General features: G+C 53.1%; 19 protein-coding genes. 18 read left to right on the forward strand and 1 reads right to left on the reverse strand.

The genetic code is table 11. The features are described 5' to 3' along the window. The first annotated feature begins 13 nt into the window (after positions 1–13). Together FC18_RS00670 and FC18_RS00675 are read left to right on the forward strand one after the other, a co-directional pair. Positions 14–649 (forward strand): ribose-5-phosphate isomerase A, encoded by a 636-nt coding sequence (locus FC18_RS00670; protein ID WP_054676577.1) that lies wholly within the window; start codon positions 14–16, stop codon positions 647–649. A 10-nt stretch (positions 650–659) separates the two neighbouring features. After that, positions 660–1,640, forward strand: a complete 981-nt coding sequence (locus tag FC18_RS00675; RefSeq protein ID WP_056975295.1) for a Gfo/Idh/MocA family protein — start codon at positions 660–662, stop codon at positions 1,638–1,640. Between the two features lie 71 nt (positions 1,641–1,711). Here the strand turns inward: FC18_RS00675 and FC18_RS00680 are convergent, their stop codons facing one another. Continuing rightward, entirely contained in the window at positions 1,712–2,353 is a 642-nt protein-coding gene (locus FC18_RS00680) for an Ltp family lipoprotein (protein ID WP_056975296.1), read from the reverse strand. A gap of 381 nt (positions 2,354–2,734) precedes the next feature. Between FC18_RS00680 and manA the strand changes: the two genes are divergently transcribed. From manA to FC18_RS00760, 16 genes are all read left to right on the forward strand, one after another. Beyond that, the gene (gene manA, locus FC18_RS00685; RefSeq protein ID WP_156300781.1) at positions 2,735–3,721 is read left to right on the forward strand and encodes a mannose-6-phosphate isomerase, class I; all 987 of its coding nucleotides are present in this window, start codon (positions 2,735–2,737) and stop codon (positions 3,719–3,721) included. Positions 3,722–3,786: 65 nt separating this feature from the next. Further along, the gene (locus FC18_RS00690; protein WP_054676562.1) at positions 3,787–4,890 is read left to right on the forward strand and encodes a hypothetical protein; all 1,104 of its coding nucleotides are present in this window, start codon (positions 3,787–3,789) and stop codon (positions 4,888–4,890) included. Between the two features lie 131 nt (positions 4,891–5,021). Continuing rightward, complete coding sequence (locus FC18_RS00695) at positions 5,022–5,594, forward strand: thymidine kinase (RefSeq protein ID WP_054676559.1); 573 nt, start codon at positions 5,022–5,024, stop codon at positions 5,592–5,594. Positions 5,595–5,665: 71 nt separating this feature from the next. Continuing rightward, complete coding sequence (prfA, locus tag FC18_RS00700) at positions 5,666–6,748, forward strand: peptide chain release factor 1 (RefSeq protein ID WP_054676556.1); 1,083 nt, start codon at positions 5,666–5,668, stop codon at positions 6,746–6,748. Further along, positions 6,741–7,562: a peptide chain release factor N(5)-glutamine methyltransferase gene (gene prmC, locus FC18_RS00705; protein WP_054676553.1), complete on the forward strand. Its 822-nt coding sequence runs from the start codon at positions 6,741–6,743 to the stop codon at positions 7,560–7,562. Before prfA ends, prmC begins: the two co-directional genes overlap by 8 nt. 68 nt (positions 7,563–7,630) lie before the next feature. Next, on the forward strand, positions 7,631–8,641 hold the full coding sequence (locus FC18_RS00710; protein WP_054676551.1) for an L-threonylcarbamoyladenylate synthase: 1,011 nt from the start codon (positions 7,631–7,633) through the stop codon (positions 8,639–8,641). A gap of 198 nt (positions 8,642–8,839) precedes the next feature. Next, positions 8,840–9,469: a uracil phosphoribosyltransferase gene (gene upp, locus FC18_RS00715; RefSeq protein ID WP_054676548.1), complete on the forward strand. Its 630-nt coding sequence runs from the start codon at positions 8,840–8,842 to the stop codon at positions 9,467–9,469. 415 nt (positions 9,470–9,884) lie between these two features. Then, on the forward strand, positions 9,885–10,583 hold the full coding sequence (gene atpB, locus FC18_RS00720) for a F0F1 ATP synthase subunit A (RefSeq protein ID WP_054676545.1): 699 nt from the start codon (positions 9,885–9,887) through the stop codon (positions 10,581–10,583). Positions 10,584–10,604: 21 nt separating this feature from the next. Continuing rightward, a complete protein-coding gene (atpE, locus tag FC18_RS00725) occupies positions 10,605–10,817 on the forward strand; it encodes a F0F1 ATP synthase subunit C (RefSeq protein ID WP_054676542.1) in 213 nt (70 codons plus the stop codon). Positions 10,818–10,865: 48 nt separating this feature from the next. After that, positions 10,866–11,372, forward strand: a complete 507-nt coding sequence (gene atpF / locus FC18_RS00730; protein WP_054676539.1) for a F0F1 ATP synthase subunit B — start codon at positions 10,866–10,868, stop codon at positions 11,370–11,372. Between the two features lies 1 nt (position 11,373). Beyond that, entirely contained in the window at positions 11,374–11,919 is a 546-nt protein-coding gene (gene atpH, locus FC18_RS00735; protein WP_156300780.1) for an ATP synthase F1 subunit delta, read from the forward strand. A gap of 23 nt (positions 11,920–11,942) precedes the next feature. Further along, a complete protein-coding gene (gene atpA / locus FC18_RS00740; RefSeq protein ID WP_054676535.1) occupies positions 11,943–13,469 on the forward strand; it encodes a F0F1 ATP synthase subunit alpha in 1,527 nt (508 codons plus the stop codon). Positions 13,470–13,480: 11 nt separating this feature from the next. After that, on the forward strand, positions 13,481–14,407 hold the full coding sequence (locus FC18_RS00745; protein WP_056975297.1) for a F0F1 ATP synthase subunit gamma: 927 nt from the start codon (positions 13,481–13,483) through the stop codon (positions 14,405–14,407). 134 nt (positions 14,408–14,541) lie between these two features. Next, on the forward strand, positions 14,542–15,966 hold the full coding sequence (gene atpD, locus FC18_RS00750) for a F0F1 ATP synthase subunit beta (protein WP_056975298.1): 1,425 nt from the start codon (positions 14,542–14,544) through the stop codon (positions 15,964–15,966). 15 nt (positions 15,967–15,981) lie between these two features. Then, positions 15,982–16,413: a F0F1 ATP synthase subunit epsilon gene (locus FC18_RS00755; protein WP_054676532.1), complete on the forward strand. Its 432-nt coding sequence runs from the start codon at positions 15,982–15,984 to the stop codon at positions 16,411–16,413. Between the two features lie 221 nt (positions 16,414–16,634). Next, positions 16,635–16,871, forward strand: coding sequence for a DUF1146 family protein (locus FC18_RS00760; RefSeq protein WP_054676528.1), 237 nt, complete (start codon positions 16,635–16,637; stop codon positions 16,869–16,871). Positions 16,872–16,973 lie beyond the last annotated feature (102 nt).

Genomic DNA, 16,973 nt, shown 5'->3' on the forward strand with positions numbered 1-16,973 from the left:
AAGGCGTGTGAAAATGACTAGACAAATTGAGATGGCAGCGCAGATGGTTAAGCCAGGAATGAGCGTTAGTTTCGGTGGGGGTCAGCACGTGCGCGCGTTAATTGACGCTGTGGCTGTCCGTAACTTGGATATATCTGTCACCAGTCCACTTGCACTTGTGCGCGATTATTGTCGCCAGGTGGGGTTCAGCGTGATCGATGCGCCCCAGCAAATCGATTTGGGCTTTGATGGCTGTGATGCAGTTGATGGCTATCTGAACTTGCTCAAGAGCATGGGCGGAATCTTCGTGGACGAGAAGGCATACGCAACACTGTGTACAGAATATGTCATCCTAACGCCGGAAGCGCGGGTTCAGCCAACCCTCGACACGACGATTCCGCTGACTCTAGAGGTGGTGCCAATCATGGCGGCGCAGGTTGTGCAGGCAGCAAAGAACCTGGACTTAGATGTCCGTGTGCGGCCGGTTGTTCAAGGTGAACGGGGGAACCGGTTGCTTGACTGTTTCTGCAAAGCTGATGAATGGGCGCGGATTCGTGAACAGAATGCAGCTTTAACCCAAGTGAACGGGGTTGTGGGCAGTTCTTTGTTCACGAACTTAGCAACGCAAGTATTGATTGAAACACCGGATGACGGCGTCCGGATGTTATAAGGAGGAACTCATGACAAAATTGAATTGGGGCATGATTGGAACGGGCTGGATTGCCCACGAAATGGCAGATGCACTGAACCGCGTTAATGGTGAGATTTACGCCGTGGCCGACGTGAATGCGGAGATGTTGGCTAAGTTTGCCCGTGAAAAGCACATTCGCCGGACATTCACCGATGCGGACGCGATGATTGCGGATCCGAACATCGACGTGATTTATATTGCCACGCCCCATACCTTTCACTACCCATACATTAAGCAGGCGTTGAACGCGGGGAAGCACGTGTTCGCGGAAAAGGCGATTACCGTAAACGCCAAGCAGTTCGATGAGGTGCAGGCCCTCGCCAAGGCCAAGGGGCTAATTCTCACCGAGGGCCTGACGCTGCTGCACATGCCACTCTACCAGAAGGTGCAGGCGCTGATTGCGGCTGGCAAACTGGGTGACATCCACATGGTGCAGGTCAATTTCGGCAGTCTGAAGGATTATGACCCGCAGAACCGGTTCTTCAACAAGGACTTGGCTGGCGGCGCGCTGCTGGATATTGGCGGGTACGCAACCGCGTTTGCCCGGACGTTCCTCAACCAGCAACCGAATGTCTCTTTGACCACGGTGAAGTACTTCCCAACCGGAGTTGACGAACAATCGGGGATTATTCTGAAGACGCCTGATGAACAAATGGCGGTGATGGCACTGTCGCTGCGGGCGAAGCAGCCCAAACGCGGGGTGATTTCGGGGACTAAGGGCTACATCGAAATCAATGATTACCCGCGGGCAACAACCGCGGAAATCACGTACACTGCTGACGCCCACACCACCACTACTGAGACCATTACCGCGGGGAACGCGGCGGATGCGTTGGTCTACGAGGTGCAGGACATGCAGCGGTACGTTGATCAAGGCCATGATGATGGCCAACTAGCGCTCTCACATGATGTTAGCCACATCATGTCCGATGTGCGCAACCAGTGGGGAATGACGTTCCCGTTCGATTAGCTGCATAACAAATCAATCCGGGGCGGACAAATTTTGTCCGCCCCGGATTAGCATTAGTGCCTCAATTCTGGTTATTCATGGAGCTGGTCAACCGCAAATGCAGCTTCGGCCTTTGTGAACTTCTCGCCATTATCGGAAGCGAGGTGGGCTTCGATGGCGGCAGCAGACATGTGCTCGCGCTTTTGGAGCGTGATGGCCGCGGCGGCCGCATTCTTCTTGTAGTTAACGTGAATGTGCTCGACCGCGTATTTGGCTTCGGTCTTCGCGAAGCCTTCGCCACTGGCGGCGGTCAATTCGTTATAGAGCCCTTTTTTCGAGAGGTGCTTGGACTTAGCAATCTGGGCGCCCCTGATGGTCGCGTTACGGTTCCAGTCCGCGCTGACGTGACCCACCGCGTAAGTTGCGGCACCTGCGCTAAAGCCTTCACCCTTTTTGTTCGTTAAGAGTTTGTACAAGCCTTTGCGCGACGGGTGGGTATTGGTGACATACGCGTCTGCGCGGTTGAGGGCCTCCTTGTACGATTTTGGCACCTTCTTCTTACTGGATGACTTTTCTGTGACCACCGTCGATGCCGGATCTTTGTCCGCGGTGGACTTGCTACTGTTATTGGCAGCAAGCGCGCCCCAGGTGATGGCAACGACGAGTACGACGAGAACCCAGAACCACGCCTTTTTCCAGAAAGGGGTCTTGGTCGGTGTTTGGTTATCAGCCATGATTTCCTCCCTTGGACCGGAGCTAGGGTACTACCGGTCACAACTCAGTTTACGGTCAGATACGTGGCGCACGGCCACGCAAACATTGGGGTGACGAGCAACTTGGTCTTTAACCTACATTCATCGTAATTGCTGGCAAGCAAATAATAAATGGCTGGGGTTAGCTATCGACTGCAGGCCTTGCGCTGCTTAGCTTGTCGCGAAGAGGGGGTGGCGGCGAGCCAAATTTTGCTGCGTTCTTGAGCATTTTGGTTAAGCAAAAGTCCAATTTTTTGCAGCAAAAGTGGATTAGTGGGGCGGGTGGTGACCCATACCAATCCCGTTGTGACCGTTTTCTGGAAGTGATTTCTGTGTTAGAATTAACGGGAATTGATAAACGCTATGCATACAGATGGAGGAATTATTTTGACTGAACCATTTTTCCTGAAACCATATTTCCAACCAAAAATCTGGGGTGGCCGCAAACTTGAAACATTCGGCTACGATCTGCCTGAGGGTAAGATCGGTGAATGCTGGGCAATCTCGGCCCACCCCCATGGCCCCGCAACCATCGAAAACGGACCACTGGCCGGCAAGACGCTGGCTGAGGCCTACAGTGATAACCCAGAATACTTCGGTAACCCAAGCAGCAAGGTCTTCCCGCTGCTCACCAAGATTCTGGATGCGGAAGATGCACTTTCCGTCCAGGTGCACCCGGATGACGAATATGCGGCAATCCACGAGCACGAACTGGGTAAGACCGAATGCTGGTACGTGATTAATGCGGACCCAGGTTCCTACCTGATCTACGGCCACCACGCCCAGACACATGAAGAACTTGTGTCCATGATTGAAAACGGACAGTGGGACAAGCTGCTGCGGAAGGTGCCAGTTAAGGCGGGCGACTTCTTCTACGTGCCTAGTGGAACCATTCATGCACTGACCAAGGGCATCATGGTGCTCGAAACCCAGCAGAGTTCCGACACCACGTACCGCTTGTACGACTACGACCGGACGGACGATGCAGGAAACAAGCGTGAGTTGCACCTCAAGCAGTCCGAAGATGTGACCATCGTGCCACACGTTGACCCTAAACTCGACATCACCACGGAAAAGATTGGCGATTCGACCATCACCACGTTCGTAACCGCACCAACGAGTCCATTTTTCTCCGTGTACCGCTGGCAGGTTAACGGCGAACTTAAGCTTACTAAGTCCGCGGACTACACGCTCATTTCCGTCCTGGATGGCGACGGGACCATTACGGCCGACGACAAGACGTTCGCCCTGACTAAGGGGACGCACCTGCTTGTGCCAAGTCAGATTGCAAGCTGGACGATTAACGGGAAACTCGACATCATCGCCTCAACCCCAGGCAAAGAAGCATAAATCATTTTCTGAACTGAACAAGGCCCAGCTTTGTTCAGTTTTTTTCGCAAATGGAGGACACGTGCATGCACAAAAAGATCATCTTACTCTTGGCCGCCGCCTTGGGACTGACGCTGGCTGCGTGTGGCAAGACGGCGACGCAAAATCCGGTCAGCTCACCGAAACCGGCGACGCAAAAGGTGCTCGCCCAGACGGACAATACGTGGCAGGGCACCAAGTACCTGAGCATCAACGTGAGCAAAAAAGGTCAGCTCGGCAAGCGCAGTTTGCAGCAGCAGGGTGCAGGGTTAGTGACGGTGTCGCACGGCGGGAAGCTCGATCTGGGGCAAGGCCAGCAGAGCTATGCCGCGTTCAAGTACCAATCGTCGCTGAACCAGGTGGGTGCAACGGGCAAAACCAAGCAGTACACACTCGCTCAGTTGAACGCCAACCTGAAAGCGGCCCATGCCGGCATTAAGTTAACCAAGATTAGTGACCTGGTGTTCTTCAAGGGCAACCGTTTGGGCTACGTGGTGCACAAAAACAACCTGTACGCCCTCGCGCTTTCCTATAGTTACGGGACGACTGGGGCAAACGACGCGCTCTATCTCTACACGCGCTCCGGATTAACGGCGCCCAAGAAGCACCTGACCGATGCCCAGCTGAACGGGCGCTGGTCGCCACTGGACACACAGGAGAGTGATGCCAGTGTGCTCGTGCAGGACGGGATGCTGTATCGCAGCGAGAACAACGGCATGTTCGTGTTCCGCACCCGCGTGCAGGACCTGCGCAAACTGCCGGCTAAGCAGTTGTACACGACCCAATTCCTTAGTGTGCTCGGAACGGCAGCGAACTCTGGTTACGCAATGCCCAAGGCAACAACACGTGGGGCGAACACGAATGAGTACACATATTTGTTCTTGACGCCGACGAAGATGGTCAAAATTGGCAACGGGTCGGTTCAAACTTTCACCAAGTCGGCCAGCACTTATTCGACGATTCCGGCCGCGTTCGTCCACACACTGGCGCAGACGGCCAATTACAAGGGTTTGGTGCCCGCCGTGATTAATCAGACCGGCACCAATTACTTTGTCGGTTATTACAACACAATCAATGGCTTAACTGAGGCGTGGTTGCAGAATAGCACGCAGACCAAAACGGTTGATGCGCAGGGGAAACTAGTTAAATAATGCTGGCCAGGCCACATGTAGCGGGGCGGCGTGAATTCCAATTTGTGGAATTTGCGCTGTCCCGCTATAATAGTTAGGTTAAGATGCGTGGATTGTGCGGAGTTTCAGTCCACCAGATTGGAGAAAACGAAATGGCACAACTGTTTTTCCGCTACGGTGCGATGAATAGCGGTAAAAGTATCGAAATCCTCAAAGTGGCACACAACTATGAGGAGCAGGGTAAGCAGGTCATCATTTTGACCAGCGGGGTCGATTCCCGCTCCGGCGTTGGCGTCATTGCCAGTCGCATTGGGCTGGAACGCAAGGCCACGCCAATCGAGAGTGCAACCAACGTGTTCGACCTGGTGCAGCGTGAAAACCCCCAGGCCGCGTGCGTGCTCATTGACGAAGCCCAGTTCTTGGAGAAGCACCACGTGACCGAGTGCGCCCGGGTCGTTGACGAACTGAACATTCCGGTGATGGCGTTCGGCCTCAAGAATGACTTCATGAACAACCTGTTCGAAGGCAGTGAGGCACTGCTCCTCCAGGCCGACAAGATTGAAGAGATGAAGACCATCTGCTGGTTCTGCACCAAGAAGGCCATCATGAACTTGCGGGTGCACGACGGTCACCCCGTTTACGCGGGTGAGCAGATTCAGATTGGCGGCAACGAGAGTTACTACCCAGTCTGCCGCAAGCACTACAACAACCCCCCATTTCGTTAGCTAGCCAGTCTGGTAATCATGACTGTCACTAGATTTGGGGAAGTCGCATTCCCCAGTAATAAGGAGTAATAATGGATAAAATTTTTGAACAACTTGAGAGCGTCCTGATTCATTACGATGATATTCAGGAACAGATGTCTGACCCGGACATCATTGCCGACACCGACCGCTACATGGCGCTCGCAAAGGAAGAAGGCTCCCTGCGCGATGTCGTTGCGGCGTACAAGCGCTACAAGGAAGTCCTCGATGACATCGAAGGTTCCGACGAGATTATGCGGGAAACCAAGGACCCCGAAATGCTCGAAATGGCCAAGGAAGAACTCGAAGATGGGCGCAAGGAGAAGGCCGAGCTGGAAGACAAGATGAAGATCTTGATGCTGCCTAAGGACCCCAACGACGATAAGAACATCATCATGGAAATCCGCGGTGCTGCTGGTGGGGATGAAGCCAGTCTGTTTGCTGCCGACTTGCTTAACATGTATTCCCGTTACGCTGAACGCCAGGGGTGGAAGACCGAAATCATTGACGAAAACCCAACCGAAGTCGGGGGGTACAAGGAAGTTGTCGTCATGATTACCGGCGATTCTGTCTACTCCAAGCTGAAGTTTGAGAACGGGGCGCACCGAGTGCAGCGGATTCCGGCAACTGAAAGTGCGGGCCGCGTGCACACCAGTACCGCAACGGTGGGCGTAATGCCCGAATACGAACAGGTTGACCTGGTGCTCGACCCTAAGGATATCCGTACCGACGTCTTCCGTTCCTCCGGTGCCGGTGGTCAGCACATTAACAAGACCAGTTCGGCTGTGAGGATGACGCATATTCCAACCAACATCGTGGTTTCCATGCAGGACCAGCGTTCCCAGCAACAGAACCGGGTGAAGGCGCTGCAGATTTTGACCACCCGTGTGTACGATTACTACGAAAGCCAAAACGCGGAAGCTTACGCGGAAAAGCGGAAGACTTCCGTCGGGACGGGGGACCGTTCTGAACGTATTCGGACCTACAACTACCCGCAAAACCGGGTGACGGACCACCGGATTGGCCTGAGCCTCAACAAGCTAGACCGCATCATGAACGGGGAACTGGATGACATCATCGACGCACTCATCCTGCACGACCAGACCGCAAAGTTGGAGCAGTTGGCCAATGACTAGTTACGCTGCGGCCTTACGCAACGCGACGGATAAGCTTGAACGGGCGGAGATTGACGGCGACGGCGCGAATTTCGTGCTGTCTGTGCGTCAAAACTGGACACGCAGCCAGCTGGTTCTGCACGGTCGGGACGAGATGGACGCTGACGTGGCGCAGCAATTCAATGCGGATATTGATAACCTGCTTGCCGGGCAACCAGCACAGTACATCGTGGGCCGCGCACCGTTTTGGGGGCGCATGTTTAACGTGAACCCAGCCGTCTTGATCCCCCAGTTCGACACCGAAATTCTGGTGGAATGGATGCTGGAGGATGCGGTCGGTGGCTTTGGTATCGACATCGGCACCGGTAGCGGCGCGATTGGCATCACCTTGAAGCTAGAACGGCCGCTAATGGAAATGACGCTGTCTGACATTTCCCAGCCGGCACTGGCCGTAGCCACGGCCAATGCGCAGACACTAGGGGCGCAAGTGCAGGTTAACCAGGGTGACCTACTGACGGGAACGGGCAAATTCGACTTCATCGTGGCCAACCTGCCGTACATTGACCCGGACGAAACGAACGTGATGGATCAGTCGGTAATTGACTACGAGCCGCACCTAGCCTTGTTTGCCAAGGAACACGGGCTCGCGTTGTTTCGGGAACTCTTCGACCAGATTCCGCGCCACCTGCGCCCAGGCGGTGTGGTTTACCTCGAGTTTGGGTATCGCCAGCAGCCAGCCTTGGAGCGCATGATTGCGGAGATGCTGCCATTAGGCCACGCCGATTTTCGGGTTGACGAGGCGGGGAACCCGCGCGCAGTACGGATTCAGTTCTAGGCGGAAGGGCAAAGGGGGACTTTTGCCCTTTTCCGCGCGACATTGATTAATTAATTGGAAGTGCAGAAATGAAAACCACAATATTTACCCACGACACTGTTGCTAGTGCCGCCAAGTTATTGCAGGCCGGGGAACTCGTTTCTTTTCCGACCGAAACTGTCTACGGCTTGGGTGCCGATGCAACGAACGTGGACGCAGTCAAGAAGGTATACGTGGCCAAGGGCCGGCCTTCAGACAACCCGCTGATTGTTACGGTCGCTGATCCGGAGACCGTGGCCAAGTTCGCCCAGGTGACCCCAGCGGCTGAAAAGCTGATGGCCAAGTTCTGGCCCGGCCCCCTTACCATTATCCTGCCCATCATTCCTGGGGCACTGGACATGGCGGTGACGGGTGGCCTGCAGACGGCTGCTTTCCGTGAACCCGATAATGATGCAACCCGCGACTTGATTCGGCTTGCCGGCACGCCGATTGTCGGGCCGTCCGCGAACCTATCGGGTAAGCCGAGCCCAACAACCGCCCAGCACGTGCTGCACGACATGGACGGGCGGATTGCCGGAATTTTGGACGATGGCCCGTGCCGTGTGGGGGTTGAATCCACGGTAATCGACATGTCTGGGGATGTGCCAGCCATCTTGCGGCCCGGCGCAGTGGATGAAGCGATGTTGGAACCAATCGTTGGCCCCGTGGCGACAGACAAACACAAGGTGGGCGCTAAGGAAACACCAAAAGCACCGGGCATGAAGTACAAGCACTACGCTCCCGAAGCCCAGGTCATCATTGTGGACCACCCGGAACAGTTCCCCGCAGCTATCGCGTGGGCTAAGGCGCAGGGTTATGACTTTGGCGTGCTCGCGACGGACGCAATTCTTACGGCCCACGCCCAGGGTTTGCCCCAGTACTCACTTGGCAAAGACCTGACTTCTGCAACGCGCGACCTGTTTGCCGGGCTACGATACTTTGACCTCCACCCCGACGTGTTGGTGGTGTTGGCCCAGGCGTTTGCTGATGACGGCTTTGGGGCGGCGTACATGAACCGGCTCGGCAAATCCGCTGGTGGTCAGCATTTCACTGAGGCGTAACTAGTTTCTTCTATTAATATTCTTAGTGAAACCTAACCCAAAAACGATAATTGAGGCCCCCTGCACGGCAATTTCAGTGCGGGGCCTTTTTATTGCGTGCGAATCCGGAATCGTCTTGCGCGCCACTAGCTTCACCGCTATAATGTTTAAGGCGATGCGTGTGTGTGGCACGCACCATAGATAGGAGAGACAAACAACATGGGTAAATTTACCGTTTTGAACCACCCGCTGATTCAACACAAATTAACGATTATTCGGGACAAGAATGTTGGGACCAAGGAATTCCGCGAGGTTGCTAACGAAATTGCCGAATTAATGGTATACGAAATTACCCGTGATTTGCCCCTTGAGGACGTTGAAGTTGAAACCCCAATGGGCCACAGCGTCCAGAAGCAGCTTGCCGGGAAGAAACTGGCAGTGATTCCGATTCTCCGTGCCGGCCTCGGCATGGTGGACGGCGTGCTGGAACTGATTCCCGCAGCTAAGGTGGGCCACATCGGCATGTACCGCGACGAAGAAACCCTGAAGCCACATGAATACTTCGTTAAGATGCCAACCGATATTGACCAGCGTGACCTGATCATCGTTGACCCAATGCTCGCAACTGGTGGATCGGCTATCATGGCCATTGACGCCCTGAAGAAGCGCGGTGCCCAGTCCATGCGGCTCGTCGTCCTCGTTGCGGCTCCAGAAGGCGTGAAGGCCGTTCAGGAAGCCCACCCAGACGTTGACATTTACGCAGCTGCGCTCGATGACCACCTGACCGAAAGTGGCTATATCTTCCCTGGTCTTGGTGACGCAGGGGACCGGCTGTTCGGCACCAAGTAAAGATATTTATAAATTACTTAATAATCCGTTATTGCAGACAAGTGCGTGCGTATTTGCACGTTTAATGGTCCGCAAATAGCGGATTTTTTTGTTATTCGCGGTTGGCGAAATTCGACGGGTGCGCCAATAGACGCGACACTTTTGTGACATTGTGTCAGAAATTTATTTAATTTTTTTGTTGTTCCGCAACTGGTATACGCGGTCACCCTTTATTCGGCGCGGAGTTTTCCGCTTTCAATGAAAAGGTATGTAACCTCGCTTGTCGCGTGCTTTTTCCTTTGTCTTTTACAGTTGAAGGTGGTAGAGTTATCAGTGTATTTTGTGGGACTCTACAAAATCCGTATTAAGAAAACTTAGTCCCTCTCAGATGATAAGGATCTTTCTGGGCACTAGCTTTCGTAAGGAGGTGAATTCTGTGAACGATAAGTATCCCTATCTCGCAATAGGGCCGGTTCGTTTCAACTTAGCGAACGACATCCCAATGCTACTTTCCGCCATCATCATCGCGGCGCTTGTTATTTACCTGTCACGCAACCCTAAGCTGCGTCCAGGCGGCAAGCAGAACGTGCTTGAATGGCTGATTGATTTCATTAAGGGCATCGTTGGCGGTGAAATGCCGGGTAAGTCAGGTAGCTTTTTCCAACTTTTCGCATTCACAATGTTCCTGTTCATATTCGTTATGAACCAACTGGGGCTGTTCATTGATGTGAATATCGGTGGTGTTTCGTGGTTCCACTCACCAACGGCAAGTCCATTAATCACAATGACGCTTGCATCCACGGTGTTGTTCCTTTCCCACTACTATGGGGTCCGGAACAAGGGCTTCCTCGGATACATGAAGCGGTACCTTAACCCGATGAACCTGCTTGAAGAGTTTACCAACTTCATGACGCTGTCACTGCGTCTGTACGGTAACATCTTCGCTGGTGAAATTCTGATTATGCTTATCCGCAACATGGCATTATCTGGCGTCGCGCCTATCTTCACGTTCCCATTTGGGTTTGTCGCCGAGATGGCATGGATGGGATTCTCAGTTTTCATTGGCAGTATCCAAGCGTACATTTTTGTAATTCTCGGGACGGTTTACACGTCTCACCAAGTTATCTCAGAATAGTTTTTAGGAGGAAATATACTCATGAAATATCTCGCAACAGCTATCGTAGCTGGTATGGCAGCCCTGGCTGCTAGTCTTGGTAACGGTCAGGTTATTAGCCGGACCATCGAAAGCATGGCTCGCCAGCCAGAACTTTCTGGTCAGCTCCGTGGGACCATGCTTCTTGGTGTTGGTTTGATCGAAGCTGTGCCAATCATCGCGATTGCTATCTCCTTCCTTATCCTTTTCATGTAATTCACGTGCATCGTCACGTATTTGATGAAAAAGAAGGGAGTGGCATAAATGAATTACGGAATGATTAGTGCCGCCGGTGCCCTTGAACTTGGGGATATGCTCTTCGGACTCATTACCTTCATCGTGCTGCTTCTTGTTGTTGGGAAGTTTGCTTGGAAGCCAGTTGTCGCAATGATGGCTGCACGTCAGGACAAGATTACCTCTGACCTTGACTACGCAGACAACAGCCGCGACGAAGCGGAAAAGCTGCTTGCCCAGCGCAAGAGCGAACTGCAAAGCACCCAGACTGACGCTGTGAACATTATCAACACGGCTAAGGCTAACGGTGAAGCGCAGAGCAAGAAGATCGTTGCTGACGCACACGCTGAAGCAACGGACCTCAAGTCCAAGGCCGAAGCAGATATCGCCCAGGCTAAGCAGGACGCACTGAATGGCGCCCGTGACCAGGTTGCTGACCTGTCAGTTGCCATTGCCAGCAAGATTATCGGTAAGGAACTGTCAACAAGCGACCAGCAGGCCCTCATTGACGATTACATCAAGGGGCTAGGTGATTAGAATGGCGCTAACGAACGCGGTAGTTGCCCCACGTTACGGTACGGCTTTGTACGCACTCGCGCGTGAGACGAATCAGGTTGACCTGATTAACGAAGAATTACAGCAGCTCAAAGCTGTTTGCGATGCTGCGCCTCAACTACTCGCCGCTTTAGACGCTCCCGAGCTGACGCCAGCGGCCAAGCAGCAGTTGATTGACACCCTGAAAAAGGATGCAATCCAGCCAGTTGCCAATCTCATCCAGATGACGTTCGATTACGGTCGAATCGGCGCATTGCCCGCCATCATTGATGACTTTGCGGTCTCAGCACAGGCGGATGCCGGTATCGTAGAAGGTACCGTCACTTCCGCCGTGCCGCTGAGTGATCAGCAGGCTCAGCAACTTAGCAGCGCGATTGCGGCTAAGTTGTCGGCGAAAACAGCACACCTGACACCAGTAGTAGATGCTAGTGTTCTTGGTGGTGTGCGAGTAGAAGCAGCAAACCGGATCATCGACGGAACGGTTGCACACCGGATCCAACAGATGCGTGCGGCATTGCTGGCACATTAGATTTTTAGTGAAGAGGTGAAGTCATGGCTATCAAAGCAGAAGAAATTAGCGCGCTGATCAAGGATCAGCTCGCACAGTACCAGACCGACCTCGATGTTGAGGAAATCGGGACCGTTACCTACGTTGGTGACGGGATTGCCCGTGCCCACGGTCTGGACAATGCCATGGCCGGTGAACTTTTGCAGTTTGAAAATGGTTCATACGGTATGGCGCAGAACCTTGAAACAAATGACGTTGGGATTATTATCCTGGGTGAATTCGATGATATCCGCGAAGGCGACACGGTTAAGCGTACCGGCCGGATCATGGAAGTGCCTGTCGGTGAAGCTCTGATTGGTCGTGTTGTGAACACGCTCGGTCAGCCACTCGATGGCCTTGGTGATATCAAGACGGACAAGACCCGTCCTATCGAATACAAAGCACCTGGTGTTATGCAGCGTAAGTCTGTCTTCGAACCACTGCAGACAGGGCTTAAGGCTGTTGATGCCCTCGTGCCAATCGGCCGTGGCCAACGTGAATTGATTATCGGGGACCGTAAGACTGGGAAGACCAGCATTGCGATTGACACGATTATCAACCAAAAGGGTCAGGACATGATCTGTATCTATGTTGCTATCGGGCAGAAGGATTCCACTGTGCGTGCACAGGCGGAAACCCTCCGTAAGTTCGGGGCCATGGATTACACGATTATTGTTTCTGCTGGCCCATCCGAACCAGCTCCTATGCTGTACCTGGCGCCTTACGCTGGTGCAGCCATGGGTGAAGAGTTCATGTACAACGGCAAGCACGTCCTCATCGTGTACGATGATTTGACGAAGCAGGCTTCTGCTTACCGTGAAATATCCCTGTTGCTCCGTCGTCCACCTTCCCGTGAAGCTTACCCTGGTGACATTTTCTACACTCACTCCCGTTTGCTTGAACGTAGCGCTAAGCTCAGTGATGAACTTGGTGGGGGCTCAATGACTGCTTTGCCAATCATCGAAACCCAGGCCGGTGACGTGTCCGCATACATTCCAACCAACGTTATCAGTATTACTGACGGACAGATTTTCTTGCAAAGTGACCTGTTCTACGCTGGTACCCGTCCAGCGATCGACGCCGGGACTTCTGTTTCCCGTGTCGGTGGTGACGCGCAGCTGAAGGCAATGAAGAAGGTTGCCGGGACGCTCCGTCTTGACTTGGCAAGTTTCCGTGAACTGGAAGCCTTCAGTCAATTCGGTTCTGACCTGGATGCAGCTACTCAGGCCAAGCTGAACCGTGGGCGTCGGACTGTTGAAGTTCTGAAGCAGCCACTGCACAAGCCATTGCCTGTTCAGTACCAGGTTGTCATTCTTTACGCTCTGACGCACGGTTTCCTTGATGCCGTTCCTGTTGCTGATATTCAGCGCTACGAATCTGAAGTTGTTGATTACTTCGAAAGCAACGCCAGCGATTTGCTCAAGCAGATTGTTGAAACGGGTAAGCTGCCTGACACCGACAAGATGGATGCTGCACTCAAGGCATTTTCTGCCGGCTTTGTCGCTAGCGATTCTGCCGACACCACCAAGTAGGGGGTGTACACATGGCTGATTCTTTAATTGACATCAAGCGGCGCATTGCGTCAACCAAGAAGACCCGCCAGATTACGGCGGCCATGCAGATGGTCTCCGGGGCAAAACTGTCCCAGGTTGAGAAGAAGTCCGGTGCATATCAGATCTACGCTGACAAGATCCGTGAGACGGTCACGCATTTGGCCCAAAGCCAATTGCTGAGTATGGCTGCCAACCGCGATTACAATAATCGTGACGACAACGACAAGGCTGGGGACATGCGTGTGCGTGTTTCCGACCTGTTGCAAGAACGTCCAGTCAAGAAGGTCGGCTACTTAGTCATGACCTCTGACCGGGGCCTCGTTGGTAGTTATAACAGCAACGTGCTCAAGCCAATGCTCGACGTGCTGAAGGATGACGAACACCCATCCACCGTACTTGCGGTTGGAGGGGTTGGTGCCGATTTCTTCAAGGCGCGCAACGTGAGCGTGGCTTACGAATACCGGGGCATTTCTGACGTGCCAACCTTCAACGAAGTCCGGGAAATCGTTAAGACGGCGGTTTCAATGTACGATAATGAAGTGTTCGATGAACTTTACGTGTGCTACAACCACCACGTGAACTCATTGACCTCCGTTTTCCGAGTTGAAAAGATGCTGCCAATTAACGACTTGGACCCAGCTGAAGTTGAAGACACACCAGTATCGTACCTGACTGAACCCGATGTGGATGCAGTTCTGGATGCGGTATTGCCTCAGTACGCTGAAAGTCTGATTTTCGGGGCCATCATGGACGCGAAGACGGCGGAACACGCCGCTTCAATGACGGCCATGAAGAGTGCCACCGACAACGCCGACAACCTGATTGGCGACCTGTCGACCCGTTACAACCGGGCCCGTCAGGCACAGATTACGACCGAACTGACCGAAATCGTTTCTGGTGCCGCTGCGGTTGAATAACTGCAAGCACCATGATTTTGCCAGTAGTAATCTGACGGTTAAATACAAATATAACGGTTTGGGCGGGGCCAAAGGTGACCCGCAACAGCGGGCATTTTTGCCTGCGCCCAAACACAAAAGGGAGGACACAGACATTGAGTAATAGTACAGGGAAAATCGTTACCGTTATCGGCCCTGTTGTCGACGTGGCCTTTCCCATTAACGATTCCTTGCCTAAGATTAACAACGCTATGAACATCAAGAAGCCCGACGGTTCAACGCTTGTCGTTGAAGTTGCCGTTGAACTTGGTGATGGCGTTATGCGGACCATTGCGATGGCCAGCACAGACGGCTTGCAGCGCGGGATGGAAGTTACCGACACCGGTGCTCCTATCTCCGTGCCTGTAGGGAAGGACACGCTTGGTCGTGTGTTCAACGTTTTGGGAGAGCCAATCGACGGTGGCGAGGACTTTGGTCCTGATCACAAGCGCGATAGCATTCACAAGTCTGCACCTAAGTTCGAAGACCTGTCCACTGGTTCCGAAATCCTCGAAACCGGGATTAAGGTTATTGACCTGCTTGCCCCATACCTTCGTGGTGGGAAAGTCGGTCTGTTCGGTGGTGCCGGTGTTGGTAAGACCGTTCTGATTCAGGAACTCATTCACAACATTGCTGAAGAACACGGTGGGATTTCCGTGTTCACCGGTGTTGGTGAACGTACCCGTGAAGGTAATGACCTTTACTTCGAAATGAAGGAATCTGGCGTTCTGGAAAACACCGCCATGGTCTTCGGACAAATGAACGAATCTCCTGGTGCCCGTATGCGTGTGGCACTGACTGGTTTGACCATCGCTGAATACTTCCGTGATGTTGAAGGCCAGGACGTGCTCCTGTTCATCGATAACATTTTCCGTTTCACCCAAGCCGGTTCCGAAGTTTCCGCGCTGCTCGGCCGTGTGCCTAGTGCCGTTGGTTACCAGCCAACGCTTGCTACGGAAATGGGTCAGTTGCAGGAACGGATTACTTCCACCAAGAAGGGTTCCGTTACGTCAATCCAGGCCGTTTACGTGCCTGCCGATGACTACACTGACCCTGCGCCAGCAACGACATTTGCCCACTTGGACGCAACGACTAACCTTGAACGTCGTCTGACCCAAATGGGGATTTACCCCGCTGTTGACCCACTGGCTTCTTCTTCCAGTGCCCTGACCCCCGAAATCGTGGGTGAAGAACACTACGAAGTTGCCACCAAGGTCCAGCAGGTTCTCCAGCGTTACCAGGAACTCCAGGACATCATCTCCATTCTCGGGATGGACGAACTGTCCGACGAAGAAAAGCTGATTGTTGCGCGTGCGCGTCGCATCCAGTTCTTCCTATCACAGAGTTTCAACGTTGCTGAACGGTTCACCGGGATTAAGGGTTCATACGTGCCAGTTGAAGAAACCGTTAAGGACTTCAAGGCCATCCTCGATGGTGAATACGACGATGTTCCTGAAGAAGCATTCCGTCTTGTCGGTGACATTAACGACGTGATGGCAAAGGCCAAGACTCTCGGGTACGACCCAGCAGCAGCTAAGTAGTAGGAGGGGACAGACATGGCCGAAGACAAGCAAGTGTTGACGGTGAATATCGTTACCCCGGACGGCATTGTGTACAATCACCACGCAAAAATGGTGGTTGTGCGTTCGGTAGACGGTGATCTCGGCATTATGGCTAACCACGAGCCAATCGTGGCCCCCCTGCAGATTGGTGAAGTTCGCGTGCAGCGGATTGACAATCCTGGTCATGAAGACCGGATTGCGCTGAACGGCGGCTTCATGGAAGTTGCGAACAACGTGGCTTCCATCGTTGCTGATTCTGCCGAACGCGCGCGGGACATTGACCTCACGCGTGCACAGGCTGCGCGTGAGCGTGCCGAGCGCAGAATTGAAACTGCCAAGCAAGAGCAGAACAAAAACGATTTGCGGCGGGCACAAGTTGCATTGCAACGTGCGCTCAACCGGATTAACGTTAAGAGCTCAAAGTAGAAAAGTGTGTCGGCTTGCCGGCACGCTTTTTTATTTTGCCCCGCGAGATTTTGTGAATACATTTACAAAGCCCGGGGAGCAGTTTTCACACGGGTTTGGTCCCGAAAAATGCCCGTGACCCTTTATTTTTGGTAAAAAAGTCGTAAACGGTTGTAAACCATTGCCTGCACGTCTTTTAGTCTTTGCATAATTTTGCTATTATTATGCTTGGAGGTTTGCTTATGACACAATCATTCGGCGTATCCGCATTAATCACCATCATGTCGCACCTCATTTTCATCCTGATGGTGTGGCGCACGCTCATTGCATTGCGCCTCGAGAAGATCTTTAAGGCGGGCCATGAACGCGAGATTCAAATCCTGATGTTGTTTATCGCCATCGGGTTGGGTTACCTGGTTTCCAGTTGTTTTTTGTCGCTGCTGGGCGCGTTCAAAAATCTGCCGTACTTATACAAATAAATCAGTTAGTAATTGCGTTGAAAAATAGAACGTGGGCTCATGTGCATACACTGGGGTTCCTTGCAGAAGGTTTTGCTTTCAGGGTATAATGGAGAGTCTAAC

It is taken from the genome of Lacticaseibacillus sharpeae JCM 1186 = DSM 20505 (genome assembly GCF_001436225.1).
Taxonomy (GTDB): domain Bacteria; phylum Bacillota; class Bacilli; order Lactobacillales; family Lactobacillaceae; genus Lacticaseibacillus; species Lacticaseibacillus sharpeae.

Coding starts and splice junctions, on each gene's coding strand:
- FC18_RS00670 (WP_054676577.1), top strand. CDS start 14: ATGACTAGACAAATTGAGATGGCAGCGCAGATGGTTAAGCCAGGAATG.
- FC18_RS00675 (WP_056975295.1), top strand. CDS start 660: ATGACAAAATTGAATTGGGGCATGATTGGAACGGGCTGGATTGCCCAC.
- FC18_RS00680 (WP_056975296.1), bottom strand. CDS start 2,353: ATGGCTGATAACCAAACACCGACCAAGACCCCTTTCTGGAAAAAGGCG.
- manA (WP_156300781.1), top strand. CDS start 2,735: ATGCATACAGATGGAGGAATTATTTTGACTGAACCATTTTTCCTGAAA.
- FC18_RS00690 (WP_054676562.1), top strand. CDS start 3,787: ATGCACAAAAAGATCATCTTACTCTTGGCCGCCGCCTTGGGACTGACG.
- FC18_RS00695 (WP_054676559.1), top strand. CDS start 5,022: ATGGCACAACTGTTTTTCCGCTACGGTGCGATGAATAGCGGTAAAAGT.
- prfA (WP_054676556.1), top strand. CDS start 5,666: ATGGATAAAATTTTTGAACAACTTGAGAGCGTCCTGATTCATTACGAT.
- prmC (WP_054676553.1), top strand. CDS start 6,741: ATGACTAGTTACGCTGCGGCCTTACGCAACGCGACGGATAAGCTTGAA.
- FC18_RS00710 (WP_054676551.1), top strand. CDS start 7,631: ATGAAAACCACAATATTTACCCACGACACTGTTGCTAGTGCCGCCAAG.
- upp (WP_054676548.1), top strand. CDS start 8,840: ATGGGTAAATTTACCGTTTTGAACCACCCGCTGATTCAACACAAATTA.
- atpE (WP_054676542.1), top strand. CDS start 10,605: ATGAAATATCTCGCAACAGCTATCGTAGCTGGTATGGCAGCCCTGGCT.
- atpF (WP_054676539.1), top strand. CDS start 10,866: ATGAATTACGGAATGATTAGTGCCGCCGGTGCCCTTGAACTTGGGGAT.
- atpH (WP_156300780.1), top strand. CDS start 11,374: ATGGCGCTAACGAACGCGGTAGTTGCCCCACGTTACGGTACGGCTTTG.
- atpA (WP_054676535.1), top strand. CDS start 11,943: ATGGCTATCAAAGCAGAAGAAATTAGCGCGCTGATCAAGGATCAGCTC.
- FC18_RS00745 (WP_056975297.1), top strand. CDS start 13,481: ATGGCTGATTCTTTAATTGACATCAAGCGGCGCATTGCGTCAACCAAG.
- FC18_RS00755 (WP_054676532.1), top strand. CDS start 15,982: ATGGCCGAAGACAAGCAAGTGTTGACGGTGAATATCGTTACCCCGGAC.
- FC18_RS00760 (WP_054676528.1), top strand. CDS start 16,635: ATGACACAATCATTCGGCGTATCCGCATTAATCACCATCATGTCGCAC.